The organism is Chryseobacterium arachidis, from assembly GCF_900129245.1.
Taxonomy (GTDB): Bacteria; Bacteroidota; Bacteroidia; order Flavobacteriales; family Weeksellaceae; genus Chryseobacterium; species Chryseobacterium arachidis.
Genome location: NZ_FQUT01000007.1, coordinates 31,993 through 55,926 on the forward strand (window position 1 = coordinate 31,993; position 23,934 = coordinate 55,926).

Annotated in this window: 23 protein-coding genes; 6 read left to right on the top strand and 17 right to left on the bottom strand. The window is 35.5% G+C overall.

Annotated features, from left to right (window positions below):
- Positions 1-97: 97 nt before the first annotated feature.
- From BUA89_RS13320 to BUA89_RS13340, 5 genes are all read right to left on the bottom strand, one after another.
- The gene (locus BUA89_RS13320) at positions 98-523 is read right to left on the bottom strand and encodes a hypothetical protein (protein WP_228420559.1); all 426 of its coding nucleotides are present in this window, start codon (positions 521-523) and stop codon (positions 98-100) included.
- 70 nt (positions 524-593) lie between these two features.
- On the bottom strand, positions 594-1,943 hold the full coding sequence (locus BUA89_RS13325) for an alpha-amylase family glycosyl hydrolase (protein ID WP_072958721.1): 1,350 nt from the start codon (positions 1,941-1,943) through the stop codon (positions 594-596).
- A 100-nt stretch (positions 1,944-2,043) separates the two neighbouring features.
- A complete protein-coding gene (locus BUA89_RS13330; RefSeq protein ID WP_072958723.1) occupies positions 2,044-2,643 on the bottom strand; it encodes an IS1096 element passenger TnpR family protein in 600 nt (199 codons plus the stop codon).
- 131 nt (positions 2,644-2,774) lie between these two features.
- Complete coding sequence (locus tag BUA89_RS13335; protein WP_072958725.1) at positions 2,775-3,806, bottom strand: sensor histidine kinase; 1,032 nt, start codon at positions 3,804-3,806, stop codon at positions 2,775-2,777.
- A gap of 50 nt (positions 3,807-3,856) precedes the next feature.
- A complete protein-coding gene (locus BUA89_RS13340; protein ID WP_072958729.1) occupies positions 3,857-4,534 on the bottom strand; it encodes a response regulator transcription factor in 678 nt (225 codons plus the stop codon).
- A 188-nt stretch (positions 4,535-4,722) separates the two neighbouring features.
- On the opposite strand from BUA89_RS13340, the gene BUA89_RS13345 reads away from it, so the two are divergent.
- The 3 genes from BUA89_RS13345 (at position 4,723) to BUA89_RS13355 (ending at position 10,002) form a co-directional block, all read left to right on the top strand.
- Positions 4,723-7,374 carry a TonB-dependent receptor plug domain-containing protein gene (locus BUA89_RS13345; RefSeq protein ID WP_072958732.1) on the top strand — a complete coding sequence of 884 codons (2,652 nt, stop codon included), beginning with the start codon at positions 4,723-4,725 and terminating at the stop codon, positions 7,372-7,374.
- Positions 7,375-7,406: 32 nt separating this feature from the next.
- Positions 7,407-8,630: a hypothetical protein gene (locus BUA89_RS13350; RefSeq protein WP_072958735.1), complete on the top strand. Its 1,224-nt coding sequence runs from the start codon at positions 7,407-7,409 to the stop codon at positions 8,628-8,630.
- 205 nt (positions 8,631-8,835) lie between these two features.
- Positions 8,836-10,002, top strand: a complete 1,167-nt coding sequence (locus BUA89_RS13355; protein ID WP_072958737.1) for a hypothetical protein — start codon at positions 8,836-8,838, stop codon at positions 10,000-10,002.
- A gap of 55 nt (positions 10,003-10,057) precedes the next feature.
- On the opposite strand, the gene BUA89_RS13360 is transcribed toward BUA89_RS13355, so the two are convergent.
- The 8 genes from BUA89_RS13360 to BUA89_RS13400 all read right to left on the bottom strand — a co-directional run bounded on the left by BUA89_RS13360 (position 10,058) and on the right by BUA89_RS13400 (position 18,620).
- Positions 10,058-10,345: a hypothetical protein gene (locus BUA89_RS13360; RefSeq protein WP_072958740.1), complete on the bottom strand. Its 288-nt coding sequence runs from the start codon at positions 10,343-10,345 to the stop codon at positions 10,058-10,060.
- 334 nt (positions 10,346-10,679) lie between these two features.
- On the bottom strand, positions 10,680-11,918 hold the full coding sequence (locus BUA89_RS13365) for an amidohydrolase (protein WP_072958743.1): 1,239 nt from the start codon (positions 11,916-11,918) through the stop codon (positions 10,680-10,682).
- 77 nt (positions 11,919-11,995) lie between these two features.
- Positions 11,996-12,841 carry a helix-turn-helix domain-containing protein gene (locus tag BUA89_RS13370; RefSeq protein ID WP_072958746.1) on the bottom strand — a complete coding sequence of 282 codons (846 nt, stop codon included), beginning with the start codon at positions 12,839-12,841 and terminating at the stop codon, positions 11,996-11,998.
- Positions 12,842-12,895: 54 nt separating this feature from the next.
- On the bottom strand, positions 12,896-14,224 hold the full coding sequence (locus BUA89_RS13375) for an amidohydrolase (RefSeq protein ID WP_072958749.1): 1,329 nt from the start codon (positions 14,222-14,224) through the stop codon (positions 12,896-12,898).
- 389 nt (positions 14,225-14,613) lie between these two features.
- Positions 14,614-15,897, bottom strand: a complete 1,284-nt coding sequence (gene hemL / locus BUA89_RS13385; RefSeq protein WP_072958755.1) for a glutamate-1-semialdehyde 2,1-aminomutase — start codon at positions 15,895-15,897, stop codon at positions 14,614-14,616.
- A 67-nt stretch (positions 15,898-15,964) separates the two neighbouring features.
- Positions 15,965-17,023: a glucosaminidase domain-containing protein gene (locus tag BUA89_RS13390; RefSeq protein WP_072958757.1), complete on the bottom strand. Its 1,059-nt coding sequence runs from the start codon at positions 17,021-17,023 to the stop codon at positions 15,965-15,967.
- A 66-nt stretch (positions 17,024-17,089) separates the two neighbouring features.
- On the bottom strand, positions 17,090-17,998 hold the full coding sequence (locus BUA89_RS13395; RefSeq protein WP_072958760.1) for a 1-aminocyclopropane-1-carboxylate deaminase/D-cysteine desulfhydrase: 909 nt from the start codon (positions 17,996-17,998) through the stop codon (positions 17,090-17,092).
- A gap of 295 nt (positions 17,999-18,293) precedes the next feature.
- On the bottom strand, positions 18,294-18,620 hold the full coding sequence (locus tag BUA89_RS13400) for a hypothetical protein (protein ID WP_072958763.1): 327 nt from the start codon (positions 18,618-18,620) through the stop codon (positions 18,294-18,296).
- A 40-nt stretch (positions 18,621-18,660) separates the two neighbouring features.
- Here BUA89_RS13400 and BUA89_RS13405 point away from each other — a divergent pair, with 40 nt between their 5' ends.
- Complete coding sequence (locus BUA89_RS13405) at positions 18,661-18,843, top strand: DUF5522 domain-containing protein (RefSeq protein ID WP_029294953.1); 183 nt, start codon at positions 18,661-18,663, stop codon at positions 18,841-18,843.
- Position 18,844: 1 nt separating this feature from the next.
- Positions 18,845-19,375 (top strand): DUF4136 domain-containing protein, encoded by a 531-nt coding sequence (locus tag BUA89_RS13410; protein ID WP_072958766.1) that lies wholly within the window; start codon positions 18,845-18,847, stop codon positions 19,373-19,375.
- 119 nt (positions 19,376-19,494) lie between these two features.
- On the opposite strand, the gene BUA89_RS13415 is transcribed toward BUA89_RS13410, so the two are convergent.
- Complete coding sequence (locus BUA89_RS13415) at positions 19,495-20,304, bottom strand: T9SS type A sorting domain-containing protein (RefSeq protein WP_072958769.1); 810 nt, start codon at positions 20,302-20,304, stop codon at positions 19,495-19,497.
- A gap of 259 nt (positions 20,305-20,563) precedes the next feature.
- Here BUA89_RS13415 and BUA89_RS13420 point away from each other — a divergent pair, with 259 nt between their 5' ends.
- On the top strand, positions 20,564-22,105 hold the full coding sequence (locus tag BUA89_RS13420) for an endonuclease (protein ID WP_072958774.1): 1,542 nt from the start codon (positions 20,564-20,566) through the stop codon (positions 22,103-22,105).
- Between the two features lie 70 nt (positions 22,106-22,175).
- Here the strand turns inward: BUA89_RS13420 and BUA89_RS13425 are convergent, their stop codons facing one another.
- Genes BUA89_RS13425 through BUA89_RS13435 form a run of 3 tightly spaced genes read right to left on the bottom strand, consistent with a single transcriptional unit; the run spans position 22,176 to position 23,864 of the window.
- Positions 22,176-22,538 (bottom strand): hypothetical protein, encoded by a 363-nt coding sequence (locus BUA89_RS13425; protein WP_072958777.1) that lies wholly within the window; start codon positions 22,536-22,538, stop codon positions 22,176-22,178.
- Entirely contained in the window at positions 22,522-23,082 is a 561-nt protein-coding gene (locus BUA89_RS13430) for a LemA family protein (protein WP_072958780.1), read from the bottom strand. The genes BUA89_RS13425 and BUA89_RS13430 overlap by 17 nt, the downstream gene beginning before the upstream one ends.
- Entirely contained in the window at positions 23,082-23,864 is a 783-nt protein-coding gene (locus BUA89_RS13435; RefSeq protein ID WP_072958783.1) for a hypothetical protein, read from the bottom strand. Before BUA89_RS13435 ends, BUA89_RS13430 begins: the two co-directional genes overlap by 1 nt.
- Between the last annotated feature and the right edge of the window lie 70 nt (positions 23,865-23,934).

Here is a 23,934-nt window from a genome sequence, read left to right on the forward strand (position 1 = left end):
TTATCTTAAAATCTGATTTTAAAATGAATGATAACTAAATTATATTATTTACTTTTCATAGAATGAATACATTAGCGATAATTTTATTAATAGCTTTTTACCATATTTCTTCAATAACCTGTGTGACATTGTTTATAAAAAACGTTTGTTTTTTTACCAATCCATTCATCGCCTTTACCAACGGAGATTCTGCGGAAACCGTCATTATTTTCCGGTTATCTACAATAATTTCACCCACAGAAGCGGAAATATAAAACAGTCCTTTATCAGTTTTAACCAAAGCTCCGTTCTGAACTTTTGATAATGGTTCGGCAGTTATTTTTTGAAGAGCATTTTGCTGGTTTAAAGCTTCATTCAATTGTCTTTGCAGATTATTGATTTCCTGTTGAAGCATTTCGCGACCGGTTTCATATTTGTCACCCATTGAACTTTTGGTATCGTTATTGGATTCCCGGGTTTCGGCAATAAGATTTTCAAATTTTCTGATTTTTTCGGATACCTTATTTTTTATTATTTCTAACAAATACTCTTTATTCATACTTATATATAAAGCGGACAAAAGCCCGCTTCTTTATTTTATATTATTTAAACTACTACTTCTCAAAAACGGCATAGTCTCCCGGTTTAAAGCTGAAGTCTTTTCCGTCATCAAAATTTCTTTTCGTCTTATCAAAAACATTCTTAAAAGGCCCTGACAAATGACTGTCTTGAATAGTAAAGCTCACAGGTTCTTTAGACATATTTAAAACAACCAAAACTTCATCCTCTCCATTTTTTCTTACATAAGCCAATATTTTATCGTTGGCTGTTGTGTTGAGAAGATAAGTCGTAACATCCGCATCACCTCCCCTTAATGCAGGATGAGAAGATTTCAGCTCCAATAATGTTTTGTAAAAGTCTGCCATCTGATACGTATTTGTCCAATTAATGACATCTTTTTCGAAGAACTCAAGGCGCTTCATGTTTGGAAGTTCCTGCCCCGAATACAATAAGGGTACACCGTTCCATGTTACAGAGAAGACTGCCATAGGTTTGGTAATGACGCCATATTTTTCATATTCGGTTCCGTTCCAAGAGTTTTCATCGTGGTTGGTGGTAAACCAGGCTCTCATTGAATGATCTCCGATCGCAGAATATTTTCTTAAAAGATCTGTCAGATCCTGAATCGGTTCGTTGTTTTTGTAGTAATCGGCAGATTTGTGCATCCATTTCCATGAATAGCTTGCATCGAAAACCTTTCCGTATTCCGGACTTTCCAGTTCGTCAAATTCTCCCAGCCAGAAAAGCGGCTTTATTTTTTCAACTTCCGGGCGGGCCTGTTCCCAAAAATCGACTTCTACCCAAGATGCCAGATCACACCTGAAGCCGTCGATATCTGTTTCTTTGATCCAGTATTTCATCGCATCAATCATTGCCGCGCGCATTTCCAGATTTTTATAATCAAGTTCGATGATATCATCCATTCCGGAAGCACGGTGAAAGCTTCCGTCTGGGTCTTTTAAATAAAATTCGGGATGAGTTTTTGTCCAGATATGATCCCAACCTGTATGATTGGCCACCCAATCGATAATTACTTTAAATCCTAACCGATGGGCTTCATTGACCATGTGCTTAAAATCGTTCAAAGTTCCGAATTCTGGATTGACAGACGTATAATCTGAAGCAGCATACGGACTTCCCAAGCTTCCTTTTTTATTTTCCTGAGCAATGGGAGTAATAGGCATGAACCACAGTGTTTTTACCCCCATTGATTTTAGCCTTGGCATCTCTTTTTCAAATGCTTTGAAAGTTCCTTCTTTGGTATATTGTCTTACATTAACTTCGTAAATATTCGTTGTATGCTTCCAGTTTTTTGGTAAATCTGTCATGTTTTTTGTGGCATTTTGAGTGGTACAGGAAACAATTCCCAGACCAATTAGAGTGATTAAAATTAACTTTTTCATTAATTCTCTTTTTAACAAATATAGAGATTTGTGATTGAAAGAAAAAGCATAAAAAAAACCCTGAACATCAGTTCAGGGCAATATTTTTTAAATGCTTTGATTACCTTTCGTCATCATTATCATCCTCATCATCAAAAACATCGTCGTTGTAGTCTTCTTCTTCCTCATCATCGAAGTTATCATCATCTTCATCTGCAAAGTTATTGTTTCCTCCGAAATCGTCTTCGAATCCGAAATCATCGTCCATTAATGGCATCGCAGATTTCTTTTTAGATCCTCCAGCACTTCCGTTTCTGCTTGGTGCTTTTAAAGGGACATTTCCAAATCTGTAAACAGTAATTGGATAATTCACACCCTTTGTCTCATCAATAACTTCCACTAATTCGCAGAAGAATTCCCAAAGGTCAAGAAGGCCGTACTGGAACTGAGCTTTATCTCCTGCATTTTCGAAAGCTTCATCGATGTATACATCCGACATAATCTCTCCATCACCATCGTCACTCATATCTTCCAACGGAACACTTTTTACGATCGTTCCGTCTTCTTCCAAAAGATTAAAAGTAGAAAGCTCGTCTCCCTGCAAGCTGAATGCACTTTTAATTCCTAAATGCAAGTTCCATAGCGTCTGTTTTCCTTTAACTTCGATATCTCGGAAAATATCTTCTTTCGCATCTAATATTACGCGGATTTTGTAAACCATCAGTTTTTAAATTACTTTTTTGCCTTTGTTATTATGATAAATCTCTGTTGCAAATATAAAATAAATGAGATGTGACAAAAAAATATTTCGGGATTTTTTAAAATATTTTTTTTTCTTACATTTTGCAGAAATTATTTACTTTTTTCTAGCATAAAACTAAACTTTGTTCCTTCAAGATACACACTTTCTACGGTAATGTTTTCGTTATGTGCTTCAAGAATATGCTTCACAATCGCCAATCCAAGCCCGGAACCGCCTTCCCTTCTGCTTCGGCTGGTTTCTACACGGTAAAACCTTTCGAAAATTCTTGGTAAACTTTCAGATTTTATTCCCATCCCGTTGTCTATCACTTCTATTAAGACTTTATTTTTCAGTACTGCTGTTTTTACCACCACTTTGGCTTCCTGCCTGTTGGCATAATGGATGGCATTAGAAATAAGATTAATAAAAACCTGAGAAACTTTCTGCTTATCAGCTTCAACAAAAATCTGCGGAAGAGCAGTCTGAATCTGCATGGTTGCATTGTGTTTTTCTGCCTCAAGGTCCAGAAGGTCGAATATTTCTTTAATTAACAGATTAACATCGAATTTTGATACCGTAAGATTAATTTCACCTGCTTCCAGCCTGTTGATCATATCCAGATCGGTAACAATCGCAATAAGTCTTTCTACAGACTTGTCGATTCTTTCTAAATATTTGTCACGAATGGTAAGGTTGTCCACCCCGCCATCCCGCAAAGTTTCGACATACCCCTGAATGGAAAACAATGGTGTTTTAAGCTCATGGGAAACATTTCCGATGTATTCTTTCCGGTAGCTTTCCATTTCCTTCATCATATCAAGCTCTGTTACTTTCTGCTGATTCAGGTCTGAAAATTTTTGTCCTAATTCTTTAATCGTAATATTTTCATTTTCATCATGAACAATTTCCTGTGGAAGAAGCTGTGAAAGACCGCGAACCTGTTTTTTACCATAGTAAGTAAACAGAAGCTCCAGCACGATATAATTAATAATAAAAATAAGAATAAGGCAGATAAAAAGGCCAATCTTAAAGAACGGTGTACTGTAATACATATCCTTTAGCGAATCGAAAATGATTACTAACAGGAACATCACCAATGTCAGAAGACAAGAGGCGACAAGGGTAAGTCTGTAAAATTTCAATTTTACAAGTTTTATTGGTTTGTATAAATATAAGAAATCGAAATTGAGTATTAAACAATAAGTTTATACCCAATTCCTTTTAACGTCTGGATCGTATTAATCCCTAATTTTTCTCTTAGTCTTCTGATGTGGACATCAATGGTTCTTTCGCCTACGATCACATCGTTGCCCCAAACTTTCTCCAGGATTTCTTCTCTTTTGAAAACTTTTTCTGTGTTTGAAGCTAATAAATACAACAGATCGAATTCTTTTTTAGGAAGCAGAAACTGCTGTCCTGCTTTTGAAACTCTGAAGTTGTCTTTATCAATTACCAGATCGCCGATTTCGATTAATTTAGCATTATCAGAAACCTGAGAAGTTAACTGTAATAAAGCATTTACTTTAGAAATAAGAATTTTCGGTTTAATCAGCTTAACGATGTAGTCGTTTGCACCAGCCTGGAAACCTGCCAATTGTGAGAACTCTTCGCTTCTTGCGGAAAGGAAAACGATTAATGTTTTCTGAAGTTCTTTAATTTTGCGAAGTTCCTGACAAGTTTCGATACCATCTTTCTCCGGCATCATGACATCTAACAGGATAAGATCAGGAACAATTTCTTTGGCTTTGTCGATTCCTTCGTTACCGTTTGTGGCTGTATAAATCTCGTAGCCTTCCTTCTCTAAATTGTAAGACAGAATCTCTAAAATATCCAGTTCATCGTCTATTAAGAGGATTTTCTTTTGGTTCATTTTCAATTTTTACGTGTCAAAGTTAATAATATTTTAATGACAGTTTAACAAAAGGGGAATCGTTCACATAAAGTTAACAATAATATTCTTTTCTTAATGTTTAGTTAAGAAAAAATTAAATTTCGCTAAACCAAATACTCCACCAATTCTTTATTCCTTTGCACCGAAAGAATATAGTAAAAAAAGAAATGAATTTTAGAAAACTGAGTATTGCAGTTTTGTTTTTAACAACATCGGGAACTGTACTTTACGCTCAAGAAACCAAAAAAGACACTGCAAAATCTGAAAAGAAAATCGAAGGTGTCGTAATTCAGGGAAACAGCAGTAAAAAAACCGAAACAGCAGTTTTAGTTGAACAAAAGAAAGCAATTATCCAAAAACAAGCTGTAAGTGCAGAAGAGATTTCAAGAAAGGGAATTTCTAATGTAGAGCAAGGTCTTACAAAAGTTACGGGAATTACAACAGTTGAAGGTAGAGGGCTCTTTGTAAGAGGTTTGGAAGAAAGATACAATTATTTATTAATTAATGGTCTTGGTTCCCCTTCTAATAACCCTTTTCAAAAAATTATTGCTTTAAAGCAATTCCCAACTGATGTAGTCGGAAAACTGAATATCTACAAAACATTTAATTCTAATCTTTATGGGGATTTTGCGGGAGCTACTTTCGATATTGAAACATTAACGATAGACAAACCTTTTACTAAAATTGAATTCGGTGTAGGTGTTAATACATTAAGCACTTTCAGAAATAATTTTAAAAGGGCAGAAAATGCCGGCGGAATTGAAGGATATTTAGGCTTTAATTCTCAGGACAGAAGACTACCTTCAGAAATTAGAAATGCAAGACCGGATAATTACAAGTTCTCTGCGGATCAATCATTAAATTCATTTAAAGATTCGTGGAATGTAGACAATGTAAAATCTCTGCCAAATACTACGATTGGATTTACTACTGCCCAGAAGGTTAAAATGGGTGAGTCTGGAAATTTAGGTATTTTATTCTCATTAAATCAGGGAACAAAATATGAATACAAAGACGGAGCTAACAGCCAGTTCCGATCTCAGGGACAGAATTCTTTTATTGATAATATGAATTTCCTTAATCGTAAGCAATATAATTATGAAACAGAATCTTCTGTTCTATTAGGTTTAGGATATAAAAACAAGGGAACAAATATAAACCTGAATGCCATCTATTTACAAAACACCAATAATATTATTGAAGACAATTTTGGTTATAAAGACAATCAAGTTCAGAACAAAAATTCAGGATTTTTTAGAACAAATCAATTGGATATTTCAAGATTTCTTGATTTACAGTTAACTGCTTCACAGAAAATTAATGAGAGAAATCAGGTAAAAGCCGGAGGAAGTTACGTAATTAATAATTACAGTCAGCCCGACAGAAAAATTATAGAAGGTAACCGTACCGATCCAAGTACAGGAGCTCTTCTTTCGGATGGAAACATTCAGATGCGTTATGGGGGAAATAACCTTATTCGCCAGTATTTAGATGTGGATTCTAGATTCTATGGTTCTGCTTTTGCTGAATATCAGCTATCTCTAGGTGAAAAAGGAGAAAGAAAAGACTACCCAATACAAATTGCTGTGGGATACAACGGATTCTCAGACTTTAGAAAAACTTCATATAGATTTATTTTCGGACGTACTTCTAACGCTTCTCTTGCCCCATTTGTTGTTAATGTAGATACTCCGCAAAATGTATTTGATACGTCTATAAGAAACGGTGACCTGTTTTATCAGGAAGGTTCTGACATTTCTCAGTTCTATTCAAGCTTCTATCAGATCATTAATGGTGGTTACACAAATATTAACCTTAAACCTAATGATTCTTGGGATATTTTATTGGGAGCGAGATATGAAAATGACATGACACTTATCCGTTATTCTGAACAAAGTGCTGATAAAAAGACAAATCTAGAAAAAAACAACAACTTCTTTTTACCTTCATTAGCTATCAAAAAATCCCTAAATAGCAAAAATAACTTAAGATTTTCTTTTAGTAAAACTGTAACACGTCCTATACTTATTGAGACGATGCCTATTACATATATCAATCCGGATAACGTAAATATTGTTGGTAATCCTGATATTAAGAACAGTGAAAACTACAATTTTGATTTAAAATGGGAATATTTTCCAACATCAAAAGAAATGTTTGCAGTTAACTTATTTGCAAAAAGAATTAATAATGCTATTGAACGTTCGTTAACGGCATCTGGAAATGCAACAGGTTCTACTATAACATTCTTCAATGCTAAAAAAGCAGATTTATTGGGAGTTGAATTAGAAGGGATTTTAAACTTAAACAGAATTTCCGAATCGCTGAAAAACTTCACTTTAGGAGCAAATGCTACCATTATGTATTCTGATGTTGAAAGAAGCCAGGAACAATTAAACATGGAAGAACCGGTTTGGTTTAAAAATACAGGAGAAAAGCTTCGTAAAAGAGGTCTTCAGGGAGCTTCACCTTATACTATTAACGCAGATTTAAAATACGAAATAAAAAATCGTAACAATTTGTCGCAAACATTCTCACTTGTTTATAATGTTTCAGGAAGTAAAATCTATGCGACAGGAGGTACAGGTACAGACAATTACTATGAAAAACCTTTCCACCAGATTGATTTTGTGTATCAGGGACAATTAACAAAAAACTGGAACGTAAAATTTGCAGTACAAAATATTCTTGACAGCAAATACAAAATTTTATTGGGTGATAAAAATTATCTGCCACTTAATCTGGAAAACGGCAATAATACACTTACAGATTATTACAGAGGAGTTACATTCAACTTCACAGTAGGTTACACGTTCTAAAAAATTTAATAAGAAAAAATAAGTATAAAAAAATGAAAAGAAGAGTTTTATCATTACTATCGTTAACAGCGGTGTTAACATTAGCCTTAAATTCATGTACTATTGATGTAAATGACGGCTTAGGAGAAGGAACTACAATTACTACTCCGGGAACTACCGAGAGTGTTTTAAGCGGAAGCGGAACATTATCAGGAACTATTACAAAAGATCTTTTAATAAAAAAAGGAAACTATACATTAGACGGAATTGTTAAAGTAACTAATAACGCAACTATCACTATTGAAGCGGGAGCTACCTTTAACGTTGTAACAACTAAAACCAGTGGTTTGGTAATCCTTCAGGATGGTATGATCAATGCTGTGGGGACAGCTTCTGAACCAATTGTATTCACCACTTCTACTAAAACTCCTGGAGACTGGGGTGGAATCACAATTTACGGAAGCGCTCCTATTAAAGCAATAAATGGAAATACTCAGGCTCTTTCCGAAGATGGAAACAACGTTTACTACGGAGGAACAGATTCTAATGACAATTCGGGAACAATGAAATTCGTTCGTGTAGAATATGCAGGTAAAAAAATTGGTGATGGTACTTCTGAAACCAACTCTATGACTTTCTACGCTGTAGGAGCAGGAACAACTTTGGAAAACCTTGTAACATACAAAGGAACTGATGATGGTTATGAATTCTTCGGAGGAACTGTAAGTGCTAAAAATATTGTCTCTTATGGTAACTTTGATGATTCATTCGATTGGCAGGATGCATGGAGTGGACAAAACAATTCAAACTGGTATGCTTTTCAAACTGGAACCGGTAATTTTGGAATGGAAATAGAAGCATCTGGTAATGCTGATAATGTTGCTCCTAAGATTTCAAATATTACTTTAATAAGAGATAACAATACAAATCCTGAATCGGCTAACTCTCCGGAGATTTCAGCAATCCAATTCAAAAAACACGGTACAGGTATTTTCTCTAATGTTTACATCAGTGGATACAAAAACATCGGTACACAGAAAGCATATTCAGTTCTTATTCAGGATGCTGCAACCGAAACAAGTCAAGTGAATACTAATAAAATTACTGTTACACCTCTTACTTATTTAAATTCTGATAATGCGGGAGTTTGGGGGTACGCCTATACACCAAATGGTGGAAAAACTTTCACCAATGCAACTACAGTTACTAAAGTTGCTTTAACTTCTGGTGCTTGGGCTACAGTGGATGGAATTAATCTTTTAGCCGGATTACAATAAGACAATTAGTTTCTTCATATCAAATAAAAAACGGCATCGGAAAATATTTTCCGATGCCGTTTTGATTTTGTTTGTATTAATTTTGATAAAAAAATTATTTCCTACAGGTAGAGAATTGGGAAAATAGCAATAAAAATGGTAATTTGGTCTCCTCAAATAGATCGGTTTTTAAAAACCACCTATTACAAGTAAAATCTAAAATATTATGAAGAAAAATCACTTAAAGCTCATTCTTGCAGCACTCATTATAGGTTCTTCTTTTGCCATACAGTCATGCAGTAATGATGATGATGAAATGGCAACAATCGCCGTTGTCGGTATTGCTCAGGATCCGGGTAACTTTAAAGGCGATGTTACCAACGGTCAGGTTGTCACTTTAGATGCAACCAAAGTATATGTACTGAACGGTCCGGTAAAAGTAAAAGACGGTGGAAAACTTGTGATTCCGGCAGGCACCAGAATCGTAGCGACAGCAGGAGCAACTTCATATATTTTAGTGGAACAGGGAGGACAATTGTATGCCAACGGAACGGCTAATTCTCCTGTAACATTCCGGTCTTCTTCAGAAACTTCAGGAAGCTGGGGCGGAATCATTATTTGCGGAAAGGCTCCTGTGAATACAGGCACTACAAGTTCATCAGAAATTGCCAACACGATCTACGGAGGAACTGCGGCTACGGATAATTCCGGATCTCTGAACTATGTAAGAATAGAAAATGCAGGGGCAGATTTCACAACAAATATTAAATTCAACGGATTATCTTTATTCGGAGTCGGAAGCGATACCAAAGTAGAAAATATAGCATTGGTAAACAGTGCGGAGGATGGTATTGAACTCTATGGAGGAACAGTAAATGTCTCCAACATAGTTTCCGTAGGAAATGCAGATGATGCCTTCAGCTTTAAAGACGGATGGGTAGGAACGGCATCCAATATTTACACCAAAAGAAGAACAAACGGTACAGGAAATACAGGAATCAAAGGAATTAATAATGCTGCAACTCCTGGTGCTGCACCAGTTTCCAATCCTATTATAAAAAATGTAACCGTGTTAGGCGGAACTACCGGTGAATCCAATGCCATCAGGCTTTATTCCGGAACACAGGCTACTTTTGAAAATGTAGTGATTTCCAACTGGGCTACAGGTTTTAATCTGGAAAGCGATCCTACCGTCACGTATTTTAACGGAGAAAGTAAAATTAAAGACGTTTTCTTTGATGCCAATGTAACTAAAAAAGCCACCGCAAAAGCTACTGACGGTTCAGATGTAACCGTATTAGCCGACACCTACAACGAAAAAAATGACGCTACAGGTGCAGGAAACCAGACGGGAAGCCCGGCATGGGCATTAGGCTGGTCAACTTTACAGTAAATTGATAAACTAAATAAAAAAACGGCATCAGATTACTTTGATGCCGTTTTTTATTTTATTCAAAGTTCCAGTTTAGGATCTCAATATTCCTTTCCGCATACTCCACCGCTTCAGCTACTGATAAAAATGCTTTGGAGGTGCTTGCTGATGAAATATTGCCGTCTTCATTAAGGTGATGACTCCCAAAATGAAGAAAATAAACAACATCTTCCTTACTTACAGAAGAAGAGTAATGGCTGTACCCTTCTTTATAAAAATGATCCCAATCCTGCTCCACAAGAAGAATCGGCAGATAGGTATTACCTGAATATTTCCACTTTCCTGTTTTAATAATTTTTTGCATAGGTCATATAGTTTCAGCTCAACTAAATATACTCTATTTCAAAACATTACGATATTTATGAATTAAATTTAATATAAAAACACCCACAGAAATTATTTTCCATGGATGCCCATTCACAAAAACAAGTATTAAAAAATATATCTTTAACTGGTTGTGCATTTTGATTTTTTTTCGTCACTTCGAATAAATTTTTGAAAAAAAATCGTATCGAGAAGTTTGTAATTTTGAAGATCAATGTGTTCTCGATACATTTTTCTTCATTTTATTACGAAAAAACACTCGAACCGACGGATCATCTAATACCAAAATGTTGCAAAATGTACAACGGGAATCTTTAGTCTTTCCAGAAAAGATTTCCTTCATTCATCAAAGCTTCCACGTTCGACATTCTGGAAACAGCTTCCGCAGAGCAGCTGGCATTCACCAAAATAATATTCGCAGAGTCACCGGGTTTGGGCCATTGCCGTTCGCCTTTTTCATTTAACGGAAGAATATTCTGTGTGGCAAATTCCAACGTTCTCGACAATTCCCATTCACTTTCAAAACCGTACAACTCGGCAATCAGATTTGCTTTCTGCAACATATTTCCCGAACCGAAAGTACTCCAGTAATCCTGAACATTATCATTTCCGATCAAGACATTTACGCCATGCTTTTTAAGCGTAGGAATCGGCATTATTTTTCCCCTGAACGGAACCGATGAAGCAATACCCACCTTTGCAGCCGCAAGTTTTTCAGCAGTTTCGTCTGCTTCTTTTTGATTTAAATAAGCTAAAGCAAACGCATGGCTCACAAAAGTTTTCCCTTGAAGTTGTGGATTTTCGATAGCTTTTTCAATTAAATAATATATCGTTTTCATCCCCGATTCTCCCGTTTCATGTAAATGAATATCAATTCCTTTTCCATGATCCAAAGCCAACTGAACCGTAAAGTCCATTACTTTTTCAATGCTTCCGTCGATGCTTAATGGATCTAATCCACCGATAAAACCGACACTTTTTAATCGGGCTGCTTCTTTCATCAAAGGTGCAGACTTTGTATAATAAACTCCATGTTGCGGAAACGCCACCAACTCCGCCTTGAAAGAATCTTTCTTATTTTCTAAAGCCTTTTCTAAATTTTCAAGAGATTTCAATCCTGAGGTCGGATCAATATTAAAATGCGTTCTGGCGAAATTGGTTCCGTAGTTTTGAAGTAAATTAATTAACTCTTCCGTTCTTTCTATCGAGGTTTTCAGCAATTCCGGAATGATTTCCTGTTCATAGGCAATCATATCTTTTACCGTTCTTCTTTTCGGAGAAAGCGCCTGCCAAGGAAGTCCGTACAGCGTTTTATCCAAATGTATATGCATGTCTCTGAAAGCCGGAAGCATCAGTTTCCCTTTGGCATCAATAGCATTTGCCTTTGCATCATTAGGTTGTACAGATTTTATTTTCCCGTCTTCAATTTCAATACAGAATAAGTCTGTTTTTGTACGGATTACTTCTTCACGATCATATTCGAACCCTGTTTCCAGACGAACGTTTTTAAGCAAAAAATTATCTTTTGCAACAAGTTGATATGGTGATTGCATTGTTTTAATTTAATGATACAAAGTTACATCCACGACATTTCAGTATGGTGTATCAATCATGTCTTGTTTTGTACAAATTATTCTTTAAACTGAGAAGGCGTCATTCCCGTTTGGGCCTTGAAAAATTTTGAAAAACTTGCGTGATCGTAGAAACCCAGGTCATATACGATATCCTTTACCGACATTTCAGAAACTTTCAGCAATCGTTTGGCTTCCAGTAAAATTCTATCCTGAATTAACGATGAAGCTGAGGTATTAAGATTTTTCTTGCAGACGATGTTTAAATAATTAGCCGAAATATTAAGTTTATCCGCATAAAAAGAGACTGAACGTTCTGTTTTAAAATGTTTGTCAATAAAATTTAAAAATTTAGAAATGATCGGATTAGAATTATAGACTTCAAAATCTTTAAAAAGTCCTTCCACAGCCTTGCCGATCAATAAACCAATCAGCTCACTTCTTTTTTTGATGAGCTCCCAAAAGGTTTTCTCTTCATTCAGTTCTTTTTTAATCGCCTGAAATTCATGCAAAAGCAACTGATAAATTTCCCCCGAAACCGTAAAAGCCGGATGTTGAAAATAATAAGAAGAAGAAAACCTCAACGCCGGAAGAAAACTTTCATACCACTCGCGGCTGATCATTAGCTGATAGCCAACCGTCTCTTTTTCAATCGTCCACTGATGGACCTGATCCGGAAAAACCAGATGAATCTGATGATTTTCAATGTGATATTCCACAAAATCGATGATGTGAATTCCCTTCCCTTTTTCAAAAAGATTGATGATAAAAAAATCGTGTTTATGGGGCTCATCAATTCTTCGTTCCCCGCTCAATTCATTGAATAACAAGTTACAATCCTGCGACCGTTTTTCTGTAAACTCATGAATTCCAAGAATGGGAAAATATTCTGACTGATGACTCATTCCACAATAATTTACCCCAAAATACGCAAATTTTATGAGAATGATTTTTTAAATTTAAAATACTACGCTCCCCTGATGAATTAACGATTCCACATTAGAAATTCTCGAAACCGCTTCTGCTGAGCAGCTTGCATTTAAGAAAGCCAGATCTGCATTATCCCCAACTTTTGGCCATTGCTGATTTCCTTTGTCATCCAACGGCAAAACATTTCCTGTAGCTAGTCTCAGACTTCTTGACAGTAAAAATTCTGTGGATTGACCGTATAATTGAGCCATTAAATTGGCTTTTTGCAATACACTTCCCGTTCCGAAAGTATTCCAATGATCGACAATACTGTCGTTTCCTGTAAGAACTTTTACATTGTACTTATACAAAGTCGGAATCGGCATAATCAGGCTTCCAAAAGGGATTGTAGAAACAATTCCGATTTCTGCATGACCTAACTTTTCTGCAATTTCTTCCTGTTTTGTCTTGTCTAATTTTCCTAAGACGAAACAATGGCTCAAATATGTTTTTCCTTTCAGAGAAGGATTTTCATTCACTTTTTCAATTAAATATTCCACAGTTTTCAAACCGGAATCTCCTGATTCGTGCAGGTGAATATCTATTCCTTTTTTGTTATCCAATGCCAGCTGAACCGTGAAATCGATAGTCTTCTCTATTGCCCCGTCAATCGTAAACGGGTCTACTCCACCGATGAAGTCGATATCCATTTTCGCCGCCTCCTTCAGATACGGAACTGAGTCTGTATAAAAAACACCGTGCTGAGGAAAAGCCACCAATTCTGCCCCGAACGTTTTCTTTTTATTATCTAAAGCTTTCTGTACATTTTTCAATGAATGTAATTGGGAAGTTGGTTCTATATTCACATGACTTCTGGCAAAAGATGTTCCTTTTGAATGTAGCAGCTCAATCATTTTTTCTGCCTTGAACGTTGAATTTTTCAGCAATTCAGGCATCATTTTCTGCTCCAGCGCAATCATTCCTTTTACGCCGCCCGTTCTTTTTCTTACCGCCTGCCATTTGTCACCATAAAAAGTTTTGTCTAAATGGATGTGCATATCTTTAAAAGCAGGAAGCATCAAAAATCCTTTGGCATCAATTGCTTTTGCATTCGGCTGGTTGGGAGAAATTTTAGTAATTTTTCCGTTTTCAATTTCAATATAAAACAAATCCGTTTTCGTTGCTATAATCTCGCCTTCTTCATATTCAAAACCGGTTTCCAGACGAACATTTTTCAAGGCTAATTTCTCTTTTCCTGAAATATCTTTATCATTAAAAATTGGTGTTGCACTCATCATTGTTGGTGTTAAAGCTAATCCTGCCATTGCTAATGCTGAATTTTTAAGAAAATCTTTTCGTGATATGTTTGAAGTGTTCATTCCCAAATTGTTTAAAACAAATGTAGAAAGAATGAATTTCTGTAATGAGTATGAATTATTGCATTGTTTGTATCGATCATTATTTTTCTTTTGCCCTGAAGCAAAAGAAGCAAAAAAATTGCCTCCGCAAAGTCGGCGAATATTATTTCAAGACTTGGAAACTTCCGCTAAAATTAAACTTTACTCCTAAAATTTCCAAAACTTGTGCAAATTCAATATTTGCTTTTCAGTTCAACATTTTAATCGCGCTTCAAACAGTGGAAATTTTTTAACGGATTAAAGTTTCATTCTCTTTACGCTCCATTTTCCTATGTCATAAAATTAACATGAAATAGAACAAAAAAGGATGAAGCAAAAAACCTCATCCTTTTCAATTTTATCTTATAATTTTAAGAATATTCAAATTTTCTGACAGCTTCTAAAGTCATATCAATTTCTTTCTCTTTTATGGCATCGCTGATGAAATACGTTTCGTATCCGCTTGGTGGAAGATAAATCCCGTTGGTAAGCATTTGATGGAAGAAATTATTGAATAATGCATGATTGGCTTCCTGTGCTTCATCAAAATTAGAAACCCGGTTGGTATGGAAAAACACAGACATCATCGAACCTTTTCTGTTGATTTTATGGGCAATTCCTTTTTCGTTTAAAATGTTTCCGATTTCGAGATCCAACGTTTCTGTTGTTTTTGCTAATCTGTTGAAAAATTCAGGATCGTTTTTAATTAATTGCAATGTTTTTAATCCTGCTCTCATTGCCAAAGGATTTCCACTCAATGTTCCGGCTTGGTAAACCCCTCCTTTTGGAGCCAAATGATCCATGATCTCGTTTCTTCCGGCAAAAGCACCTACAGGAAGTCCGCCCCCGATTACTTTACCGTACGTCACCAAATCTGCTTTTATATTATATAATTCCTGAGCTCCGCCAAAAGCTAATCTGAAACCTGTCATTACCTCATCAAAGATCAATAAAGAACCATTTTCGTCGCAGATTTTTCTTAATTTCTGAAGGAATTCATTTTCTGGAAGCACACAACCCATATTTCCTGCAACCGGTTCAATAATCACCGCTGCAATTTCACCCTGATTATGTCTGAACAGATCTTCAACCTGCTCAAAATCATTGTATCTTGCCAACAAAGTATCTTTTGCCGTTCCAGTTGTTACGCCGGGAGAATTTGGATTTCCAAATGTTGCCGCTCCGCTTCCCGCTTTAATCAAAAATGAATCTGAGTGACCGTGATAACAGCCCTCAAACTTGATAAATTTATCTCTTCCCGTAAAACCTCTTGCCAGTCTGATTGCACTCATACAAGCTTCCGTTCCTGAAGAAACCATTCTGATCTGGTCGATATTCGGAACATTTTCTGTGATGAATTTTGCGATTTCAGTCTCCAATTCTGTTGGTGCACCGAAAGAAAACCCTTTTTCTGCCTGAATTTTTAGTTCCTCTAAAACTCCAGGATGAGTGTGACCTAAAATTGCGGGTCCCCAAGAATTAATATAATCAATATATGTGTTGTCATCGGCATCCGTAAGATAAGCTCCTTTTGCAGATTTCATAAAAACCGGCACTCCTCCTACAGATTTGAATGCACGAACCGGAGAATTTACTCCACCGGGAATGTATTTGTACGCTTCATCGAATAAAGCAGAACTTCTTTGGTATTTCATATGTAGTTGTTGGTTGATGTTTGATAGTTGCAGGTTTAACAATCAACTATTAGCCATCGACAAAAAATTAGTTTCTAGGTTTTTTATCTATTAAATAAATCAACTGTCCGGCAGAAGGTTTCTGTCCTTCATCCATTCTGTTTTTGGCGTATAATTTATTCAATTTGATTCCGAATTTTTGCGCGATATCATGCATATCTTCACCATATTCGGCTTTGTAAGTAGCTGTATTTCCGTCAGAGTTTTTAGATTCAAGAAAAACGATTTCGTTTTTCTTCAGCATATCATTATCCAGCTCATTCCATTTGATCAGCTTGCTTTCGCTGATCTTGAATTTTTTAGCAATAAACTGTACGTTGGTATCTTCCGGAATGATGATATATTTTAGTCCATCGTTAGGATGACTTTTAATTAAAATTGAATTCAGAATCTCCGCTTTTGTCTTGATTTTCTCTACTCTTTTCTGTTGCTGGGCGTAAGAAGTCTGCTTATAAGGAACTTCAACCGTTACTGCCTCTTTTGCTTTTTTAGTATACTTTTCAGGCTGCAATTGTGCCATGAATGTTCTGTCGTCCTTCAGATCCGGATACATTTTCAAAACTGCATACAAAGCTTCCTTTGAATTGGTTTCATCAAATTCATACAGCCTGTATTTTTCAATTTTACTGATAAGAATCGAAGCATATCGGGGATTGGTAGCATACCCTGCCTTTTTCAGACCATGTGCCCAAGCTTTATAATCTTTCATATCCAGATTAAAGAGATTCGCGTAATATTTTCTTGTGGATAAAAATAGAGAGTGGTCTTCGTAAGACTGCCTAGGATCGTCGTACACACGGAAACACTCATTGGGGGCATCGTCGGTGTGCTTCATTGTTTTACCTGTCCAGTCTTCTTTACATTTAATTCCGAAATGATTTTTGCCTTCCTGAGCCAATCGGCTTTGTCCGCCACCAGTTTCCAGAAGTCCCTGTGCAAGGGTGATAGAAGCCGGAATCTTATACTTTTCCATTTCCTCTACTGCATATTTTGCAAATTTCTGGATGTATTGATCTTCAGTTGCCCAGGTCTGAGCCGAGAATTTTGATAAAACTAAAAGGCTTACGAGTAAGAAAAGTCTTTTCATCTTATAATTTTTATTGTTTTAAAATGAAAGATGGAACACTTAGTGTTTCATTTTTTTCAATTTACTTTATATAATTAAATTTCTGTTCTGTTTTTCCAAAAGCAAGTTTGCTCCTTCAATTCCCTGTAGTCCGCCGGTATGAAAGCACAAAATTCTGCTGTTCTCAGGAAAATAATCTTCATCTATTAATTCGAAAATCCTCTGCATCATTTTTCCTGTATAGATCGGTTCTAACGGGATTCCGTATTTTTCTTTAAAATCATTGATAAAACGGATGTTTTCATCTTTTATTTTACCATAACCACCAAAACTTGAATCTATTAGATGAAAGTTTTTCTTTGAGGTTAATTCTGATATTGTATTTTGAAGAGAATCGTCATCAACTATTTTAAAACCTATAACACTCTGATTTTCTTCACTATATTTTAAAATCCCGGCAATCGTTCCTCCAGTTCCGACTGCAGTGCAAAGATAATCAAAATCTTTTGTTTCGTCATTCAACATCATTTTTACGCCATTTACGGCATCTTCATTGGTTCCACCTTCGGGAACAATCAAAGCCTCAGGAAACTCTTTCTGTAAAAATTCGGTTAGTTTTTCTTTGTGGCGATATTCTTCCCGGGTCACGAATTTCAGGTTCATTCCGTTTCTTTTGGCAAAAAGTAATGTCGGATTATTGAGCCATTTATCTTTCAGCTCCTCTCCTCTTATGATTCCCAATGTTGGAATTCCTGCTAAATTTCCCACCGCAGAAACTGCGGCAATATGATTTGAAAAAGCACCGCCGAAAGTAATGATATATGGCTTTTCCGGATTTTTCGCTAAATAATTATTAACGTTAAAAAATAGCTTCCAATACTTGTTTCCCGAGATTTGAGGATGAACTAAATCTTCTCTTTTAATGAAAAGCTTTACTTTTTTATTGATCAGGATTTCCTGAATCGGGATTTTTTGTGTTGGAAGTTGTAGCAGCATGTTTAGCGTAAATCATATTCTACAAAAATACTGTTTTTTGTGTTTGCATTGTGTGACGTTTGTCATTCACAACGGAACAAGGTGAAGTGAAGAATCTAAAAATGATGTTTTATATTTCCCCTTTGTCGAAATGACAAATGAAGTGTTTATTTTCCACAAACTTCTCAGATTTACACAGATGATTATGGTTATTTATGGCTTTTATAATTGTATTCATAATCTAACTTAAAATTTGAACCTTGAAAAAAAACATTAAACATTAAACATTAAACATTAAACAAAAAACTTTAAACGATCAGAGATATTTTCTGAAGCTCCAGAATTTTCTTTTTCTGAGATAATGAAGATCATGCTCGTTGGAATATGCTTCCCTTTCAAAAGAGATTCTTTTATAGGCCTGATATCCGTTTTTCAATTTAAAAAGCCAGTAATAATACTCAATTAAATACAAAATATAGAAGAAAATAATCAGCATTTCCAGTTGTTGCTGCAAATGGATTTTTTCGTGGTTAATCAATATTTTATTTTTCTTATCTTCGGGATTCCTAATGAAGATAAAAGGGAAAAGAGCAATGCCATTAATTTTTAAAATTTTTAAAGGCTTTTGGCATATAATTATCATAATAACAAATATAAAGTTTTTTGACTTAGAGATTTAACCTATGGCACTTTTTGACATCAAAGAAGGTGAAGACTTTTACTACAACGAGCAGGGTTATAAGGTTTTTACAGAAAAATTTCATCTGAAAAGAGGGCATTGCTGTAAAAGTGGCTGTAGACATTGTCCTTATGGGTACGATAAAAAGACCGACACATTTATTAAAAACGATAAAAAAAATAAATAAAATGAAAAAATATATTTTTATTTTGTTAGCCTCGGCTACTTTGGGTTTAACGTCTTGTAGTCCTTTCAACGTACGTTCTGATTACGCCAGTACAGCAAACTTCAATACTTATAAAACATACAAACTAAGGATTGATGATCTGAAACTGAATGACATCGATAAAGACAGAGTTCTGAATGAGCTTTCGAGACAGCTTCAGAGCAAAGGTCTTCAGTCGGGAGAAAATCCTGATTTAATTGTAAATGTAAAAGCCAATCATAAGAAAATCACCGATATTACCAATACCTCGCCTTATGGCGGATGGGGTTGGGGCGGACCTTTCGGATGGGGAATCGGGATGAACAGAACCTGGACGAGCAATTACAATGAAGGAGCCATCATCGTGGATATGGTAGATGCAAAATCAAACAAACTGGTTTGGCAGGGCATTGGAAGCGGAATTTCTGTGGACAGACCTAAAGCCAAGCAAAAGCAAATTCCTGAAATCATGGCGGAAATCATGAAAAATTATCCTCCACAGGCAGGAAAATAAGATGATACAATAAATCAAATATATGAAAGTCAGCGCAAAGTTTGCGCTGACTTTTTTTCATAAAAAACAGAAAAGACTGTCAAGATGATCAACAGCCTTTTCAATGAAATTAAAAAAAATTAGTTTTTCACTGATTTGAACGATTTTACCGTTCCGTTTTTAAAATGTAAATTCACGAAGTACACTCCTTTTTCAAGATCATTTAATTCCAGAATAATTGATGGTTTTTCAATAGTTTTTATCACTCGTCCTGCCGCATCACTGATGGAAATCGATTTCACATCTTTGATATCGGAAATGTTTAAAGTATTATTAAAAGGATTTGGATATACTTTTAAAGTTTCTTTTTTGATTTCATCTGTGGATAAAGCCGATTTAGGTTCCCAAACCGCATCATCCCAATAATGTCCGGAAACCGATATTCCCGGATTTCTAATGGCCAGTCTCGCATTACCTGGAACCGTTGTGGGAACATCAAAAGTTCTTTCCGATGTACTGTCGTACGTTCCGTTTTCTATGGTAATGGATTGCAGAGTGACAAATGTAGAAGCATCACCAAACTCCGTAATATAACCGAAATCTAGGCGTCCCGGCGCGGAGAACTGATTAATTCTCGCCTTAAATTTGAAATGGTGTGTTCCTGCATTAATATTGGTAAGCGGCGGCATAATTACAATGGATACATTGTTGTAACCAACCTGATAAACATTGCGCGGACTGGATGCAGGAGCCGTGTTTGAAATGATCTGATTTCCCCCGGTTGAAGTGGTAATACTTTTCCAGCAAGGCGGAACAACTCCCATCTCACAACAAAAGAGAGCATCGAAATTTTCAGAAAACTCTGATACAGGTGTACACTGACCGTAGGCATATATAGAACCTACGATGGATAAACTTACTAAAAGGTTAGTTGATAAATTTTTAATCATTCTAAATAAAAATAATAATCACAAAAATAGCTTATTTTTCTATTGAGAGTATTTAAAAAAATCATGATTTTTATCAATTAATAAAAAATTAATAATTGCATTAAATCAAATTAATACTAAAAATAACTCATTATCATTATCAATACTTCATTATGAAACAATAATTAAAAATTGTATTTTTATAAAAATTAAAACTTAACAATTCCTTAATTTTTTATTTCTAAATTTATATTAATCTTACCAAACCTAAAATATTGACATGAAAAACCCATTACTCATCTTTGGATTTGCTTCTGTATTGGCAAATGCACAGGCTCCTGCAGGCTATTACAATTCGGCCAACGGATTATCGGGAGCCAATCTGAAAACAGCATTAAGCACTATCATCACCAACGGGCATCAGGACAAAGGATACAGCGGGCTCTGGACCGCCTATAAAACGACCGACATTGATAAAAACTATGAAAATGACGGCTCTATCTTAGACATTTATTCCGAAAAACCGACTGCAATTGATCCTTATAAATATACTCCGGTTACCAACCAGTGCGGGACCTATTCGGTGGAAGGAAACTGCTATAATAGAGAACATATTGTACCTCAAAGCTTATTTAATGAATCTTCACCCATGGTTTCTGATGTACACTTCATTCGTGCAACAGACGGAAAAGTGAACGGAATGAGATCGAATTATCCCTTCGGAAAAGTAGGAACAGCTACATTTACTTCTAAAAACGGTTCTAAACTGGGGAATTCCACTTCTTCGGGATATTCGGGGACAGTGTTTGAGCCGATAGACGAATTTAAAGGCGATGTAGCAAGGATGATTTTTTATTTTGTAACCCGCTATCAAAATAAACTTTCTACTTTTTCTACCGGAAATATGCTGGCAAATTCTACATTTCCGGGGTTACAGACTTGGGAACTGAACGTTTTATTAGCTTGGCACAATCAAGATCCCGTTTCTCAGGCAGAAATTAACAGAAATAATGCTTCTTATACATTTCAGGGAAACAGAAATCCTTTTATAGACAATCCGAATTATGTGAATTTAATTTGGGGATCAGGATCCACAGGGGGTGGAACAACAAATCCGGGAACACCAACGGGGACAAACTGTGTTAATGAAACTTTTGAAACCATTCCTACTGCAAGTACGGCGTCTTATTTAACCAGAACATGGACCAACAGCGGTATTTCGTGGACGGCTACTGATGCAAGAACAGACCAAACCATTTCTTCAAAAGCCATTACGGTAAGAAACGGAGCTTTAACATCCGGAAATTCAGCCAACGGAATCGCATCGCTGACTGTAACGACTCAATTAAAATTTACAGGGTCAAACGGAACTTTCAATGTAAAAGTGAACGGAACAACGGTAGGAACAGTTCCTTATAATGCAAATACAACAACGACGACCATCAGCAATATTAATATTTCCGGAAACGTTGTGGTAACGTTGGAAAATACTTCATCCAGCAACAGAGTGGCGATCGATAACCTGAGTTGGACTTGTTATTCAGGAACGGCGAGACAGGCACAGAATCTTTCTTCCGAATCGAGTTTAGATCAAAATCTATTACAAATTTCTCCGAACCCGATTTCTAACAATGAAATTTTCGTAAAAGGAAATACTCAAAACATTCATAAAGCCGAAATCTATAATCTTCAAGGAAAAGTAGTCCAGACTATCGATCAACCTTTTAAGAATAATAGAAATTCGATCCATATTAAAAATCTTCAGCAGGGAGTTTATCTTTTAAAACTGGATCAATCAACCTTGAAATTTATTGTTAAATAAAAAAGAAACTGAAATAACAACAAAAAGACTTCTCCATCGGGAAGTCTTTTACTTTATAAATTTGAATTTTCTATTTTGAAACTTTCATCCAGTCTTGGAACATTTTGGTTAATGTATTGGTATTAATGATACAGAAACTGAACATTCCGAGTAAAATACAGATCCAGCAATACATTAATTTTACTCCGTTTTTATCCGTTAAAAAGTACAGACAAAAAATGGTAATCGTGCCTACCAAAAAGGTAAAACCGAGCGTATATAAAAGTGCATGAATAAAGTACATATTCAGTTGAAGTTTTCTGAAAATCCAGCCTAATACAGCAATGGGAATCATCAAAACCAGAGGAAAAAGCATCGCAAAGAAAATCAGTAAGGCCGAATTCTGATTCAGCTCCTGTTCGTATCCGAAAAATGTATTAAAACTGAACTCCATCGTATCTTTTTTCACGATCTGTAATTTCTAAAATCGTTTTATCCTTGTAGCCTAAAAGTCCCGCCAAAATTAAATTCGGAAATTCATGAATGGAAATATTGTAAAGATTAACACTGTCATTAAAAAATTCTCTTCTGTCTGCAATTTTATTTTCCAGTTCTGAAATTCTTTTCTGAAGCTCAAGAAAATTGCTGTTGGAGACTAAATTGGGATAGTTTTCAGACACCGCAAAAAAAGAAGTCAAAGCTTTAGATGTTTCATTGGCAAGCGCTGTTTTTTCATCAGCATTTTGAGATGAGAGGTAAGAAGTTCTTAATTGGGTAAGCCTTTCCAGAATATCTTTTTCGTAATTCATAAAATGTTTGGCAACCTGTACAAGATTGGGAATTTCATCTGCTCTTTGCTTTAAAATAACATCAATGTTTCCATACGCTTTATCCACATTAAACTTTAATAGTACCAAACGGTTGTAAATACTAATTCCGAAACCAATAACTGCAACGATTAAAATTGCCAACAGTATAAAAGCTATAGTCTGATCCATTATCTCGATAGTATAAATATAATTAGTAATAAAACGAAGGAGCACGTGAACAAGAATGATCTTAATAGCGGCTGATACTTATTCCAAACAGAAATTCCGTCGGAAGATGTAATTCCCAATATTTTATAATGATCATCTTTTCTCATAAAAGGTACGCCATTTTCCGCATCTGCATACCCCACCAACAACATTTTCTGCTGGCTTTTCAATAAGGTTTCCGTATATCTTTTATCTCCCGCACTGCTCACATTGGTTTCTTTCAAAAAAATAAACTCAATACCTTCCGCTTTAATTTCGATTGTTCCTGTATCATCCTGAATCTGAAAATCGTTACACTGTGTCTCTCTATGAACCGTTGTGTAAGAAGTATCCCCATCAGAATCTTGTTTTTCTTCTTCAATAGTATAAAAGTAACCAATACATTGCTCTCCGTTTACTGGTGAAAACAGAGGAGTTTTCATGATTAATTTTCCTTCAATCTCTGCCAAACCTTTTGAAACAGACTGTATTTTCGATGTTGGAAGAGATGCCTGTAATCTTAGAAAACGTTTTTTGGAAGTTGGCCTCAAAAAAAGAAAAGCAACAATGATCAGAAAAAAAACAGGAAGATAATTAAAAATTTCACCTGCATATTCATCGTAATTTTCAGCAATATGATGCATGAAATTATGAAAAGGCATTTTTTCTTTAAAAATCGTCCATAGTATGAAGTAACCTACACCAAACAAAAATACTCCGAGAAGAATTTTGGCTACCGGAGATGATTTTTTTTGAGTATGCATATTCTGTGACAATTTGTTTCTTTTATGAAGTATTAATTAGTAGAATGATTATTGACTTTATAATGAATAA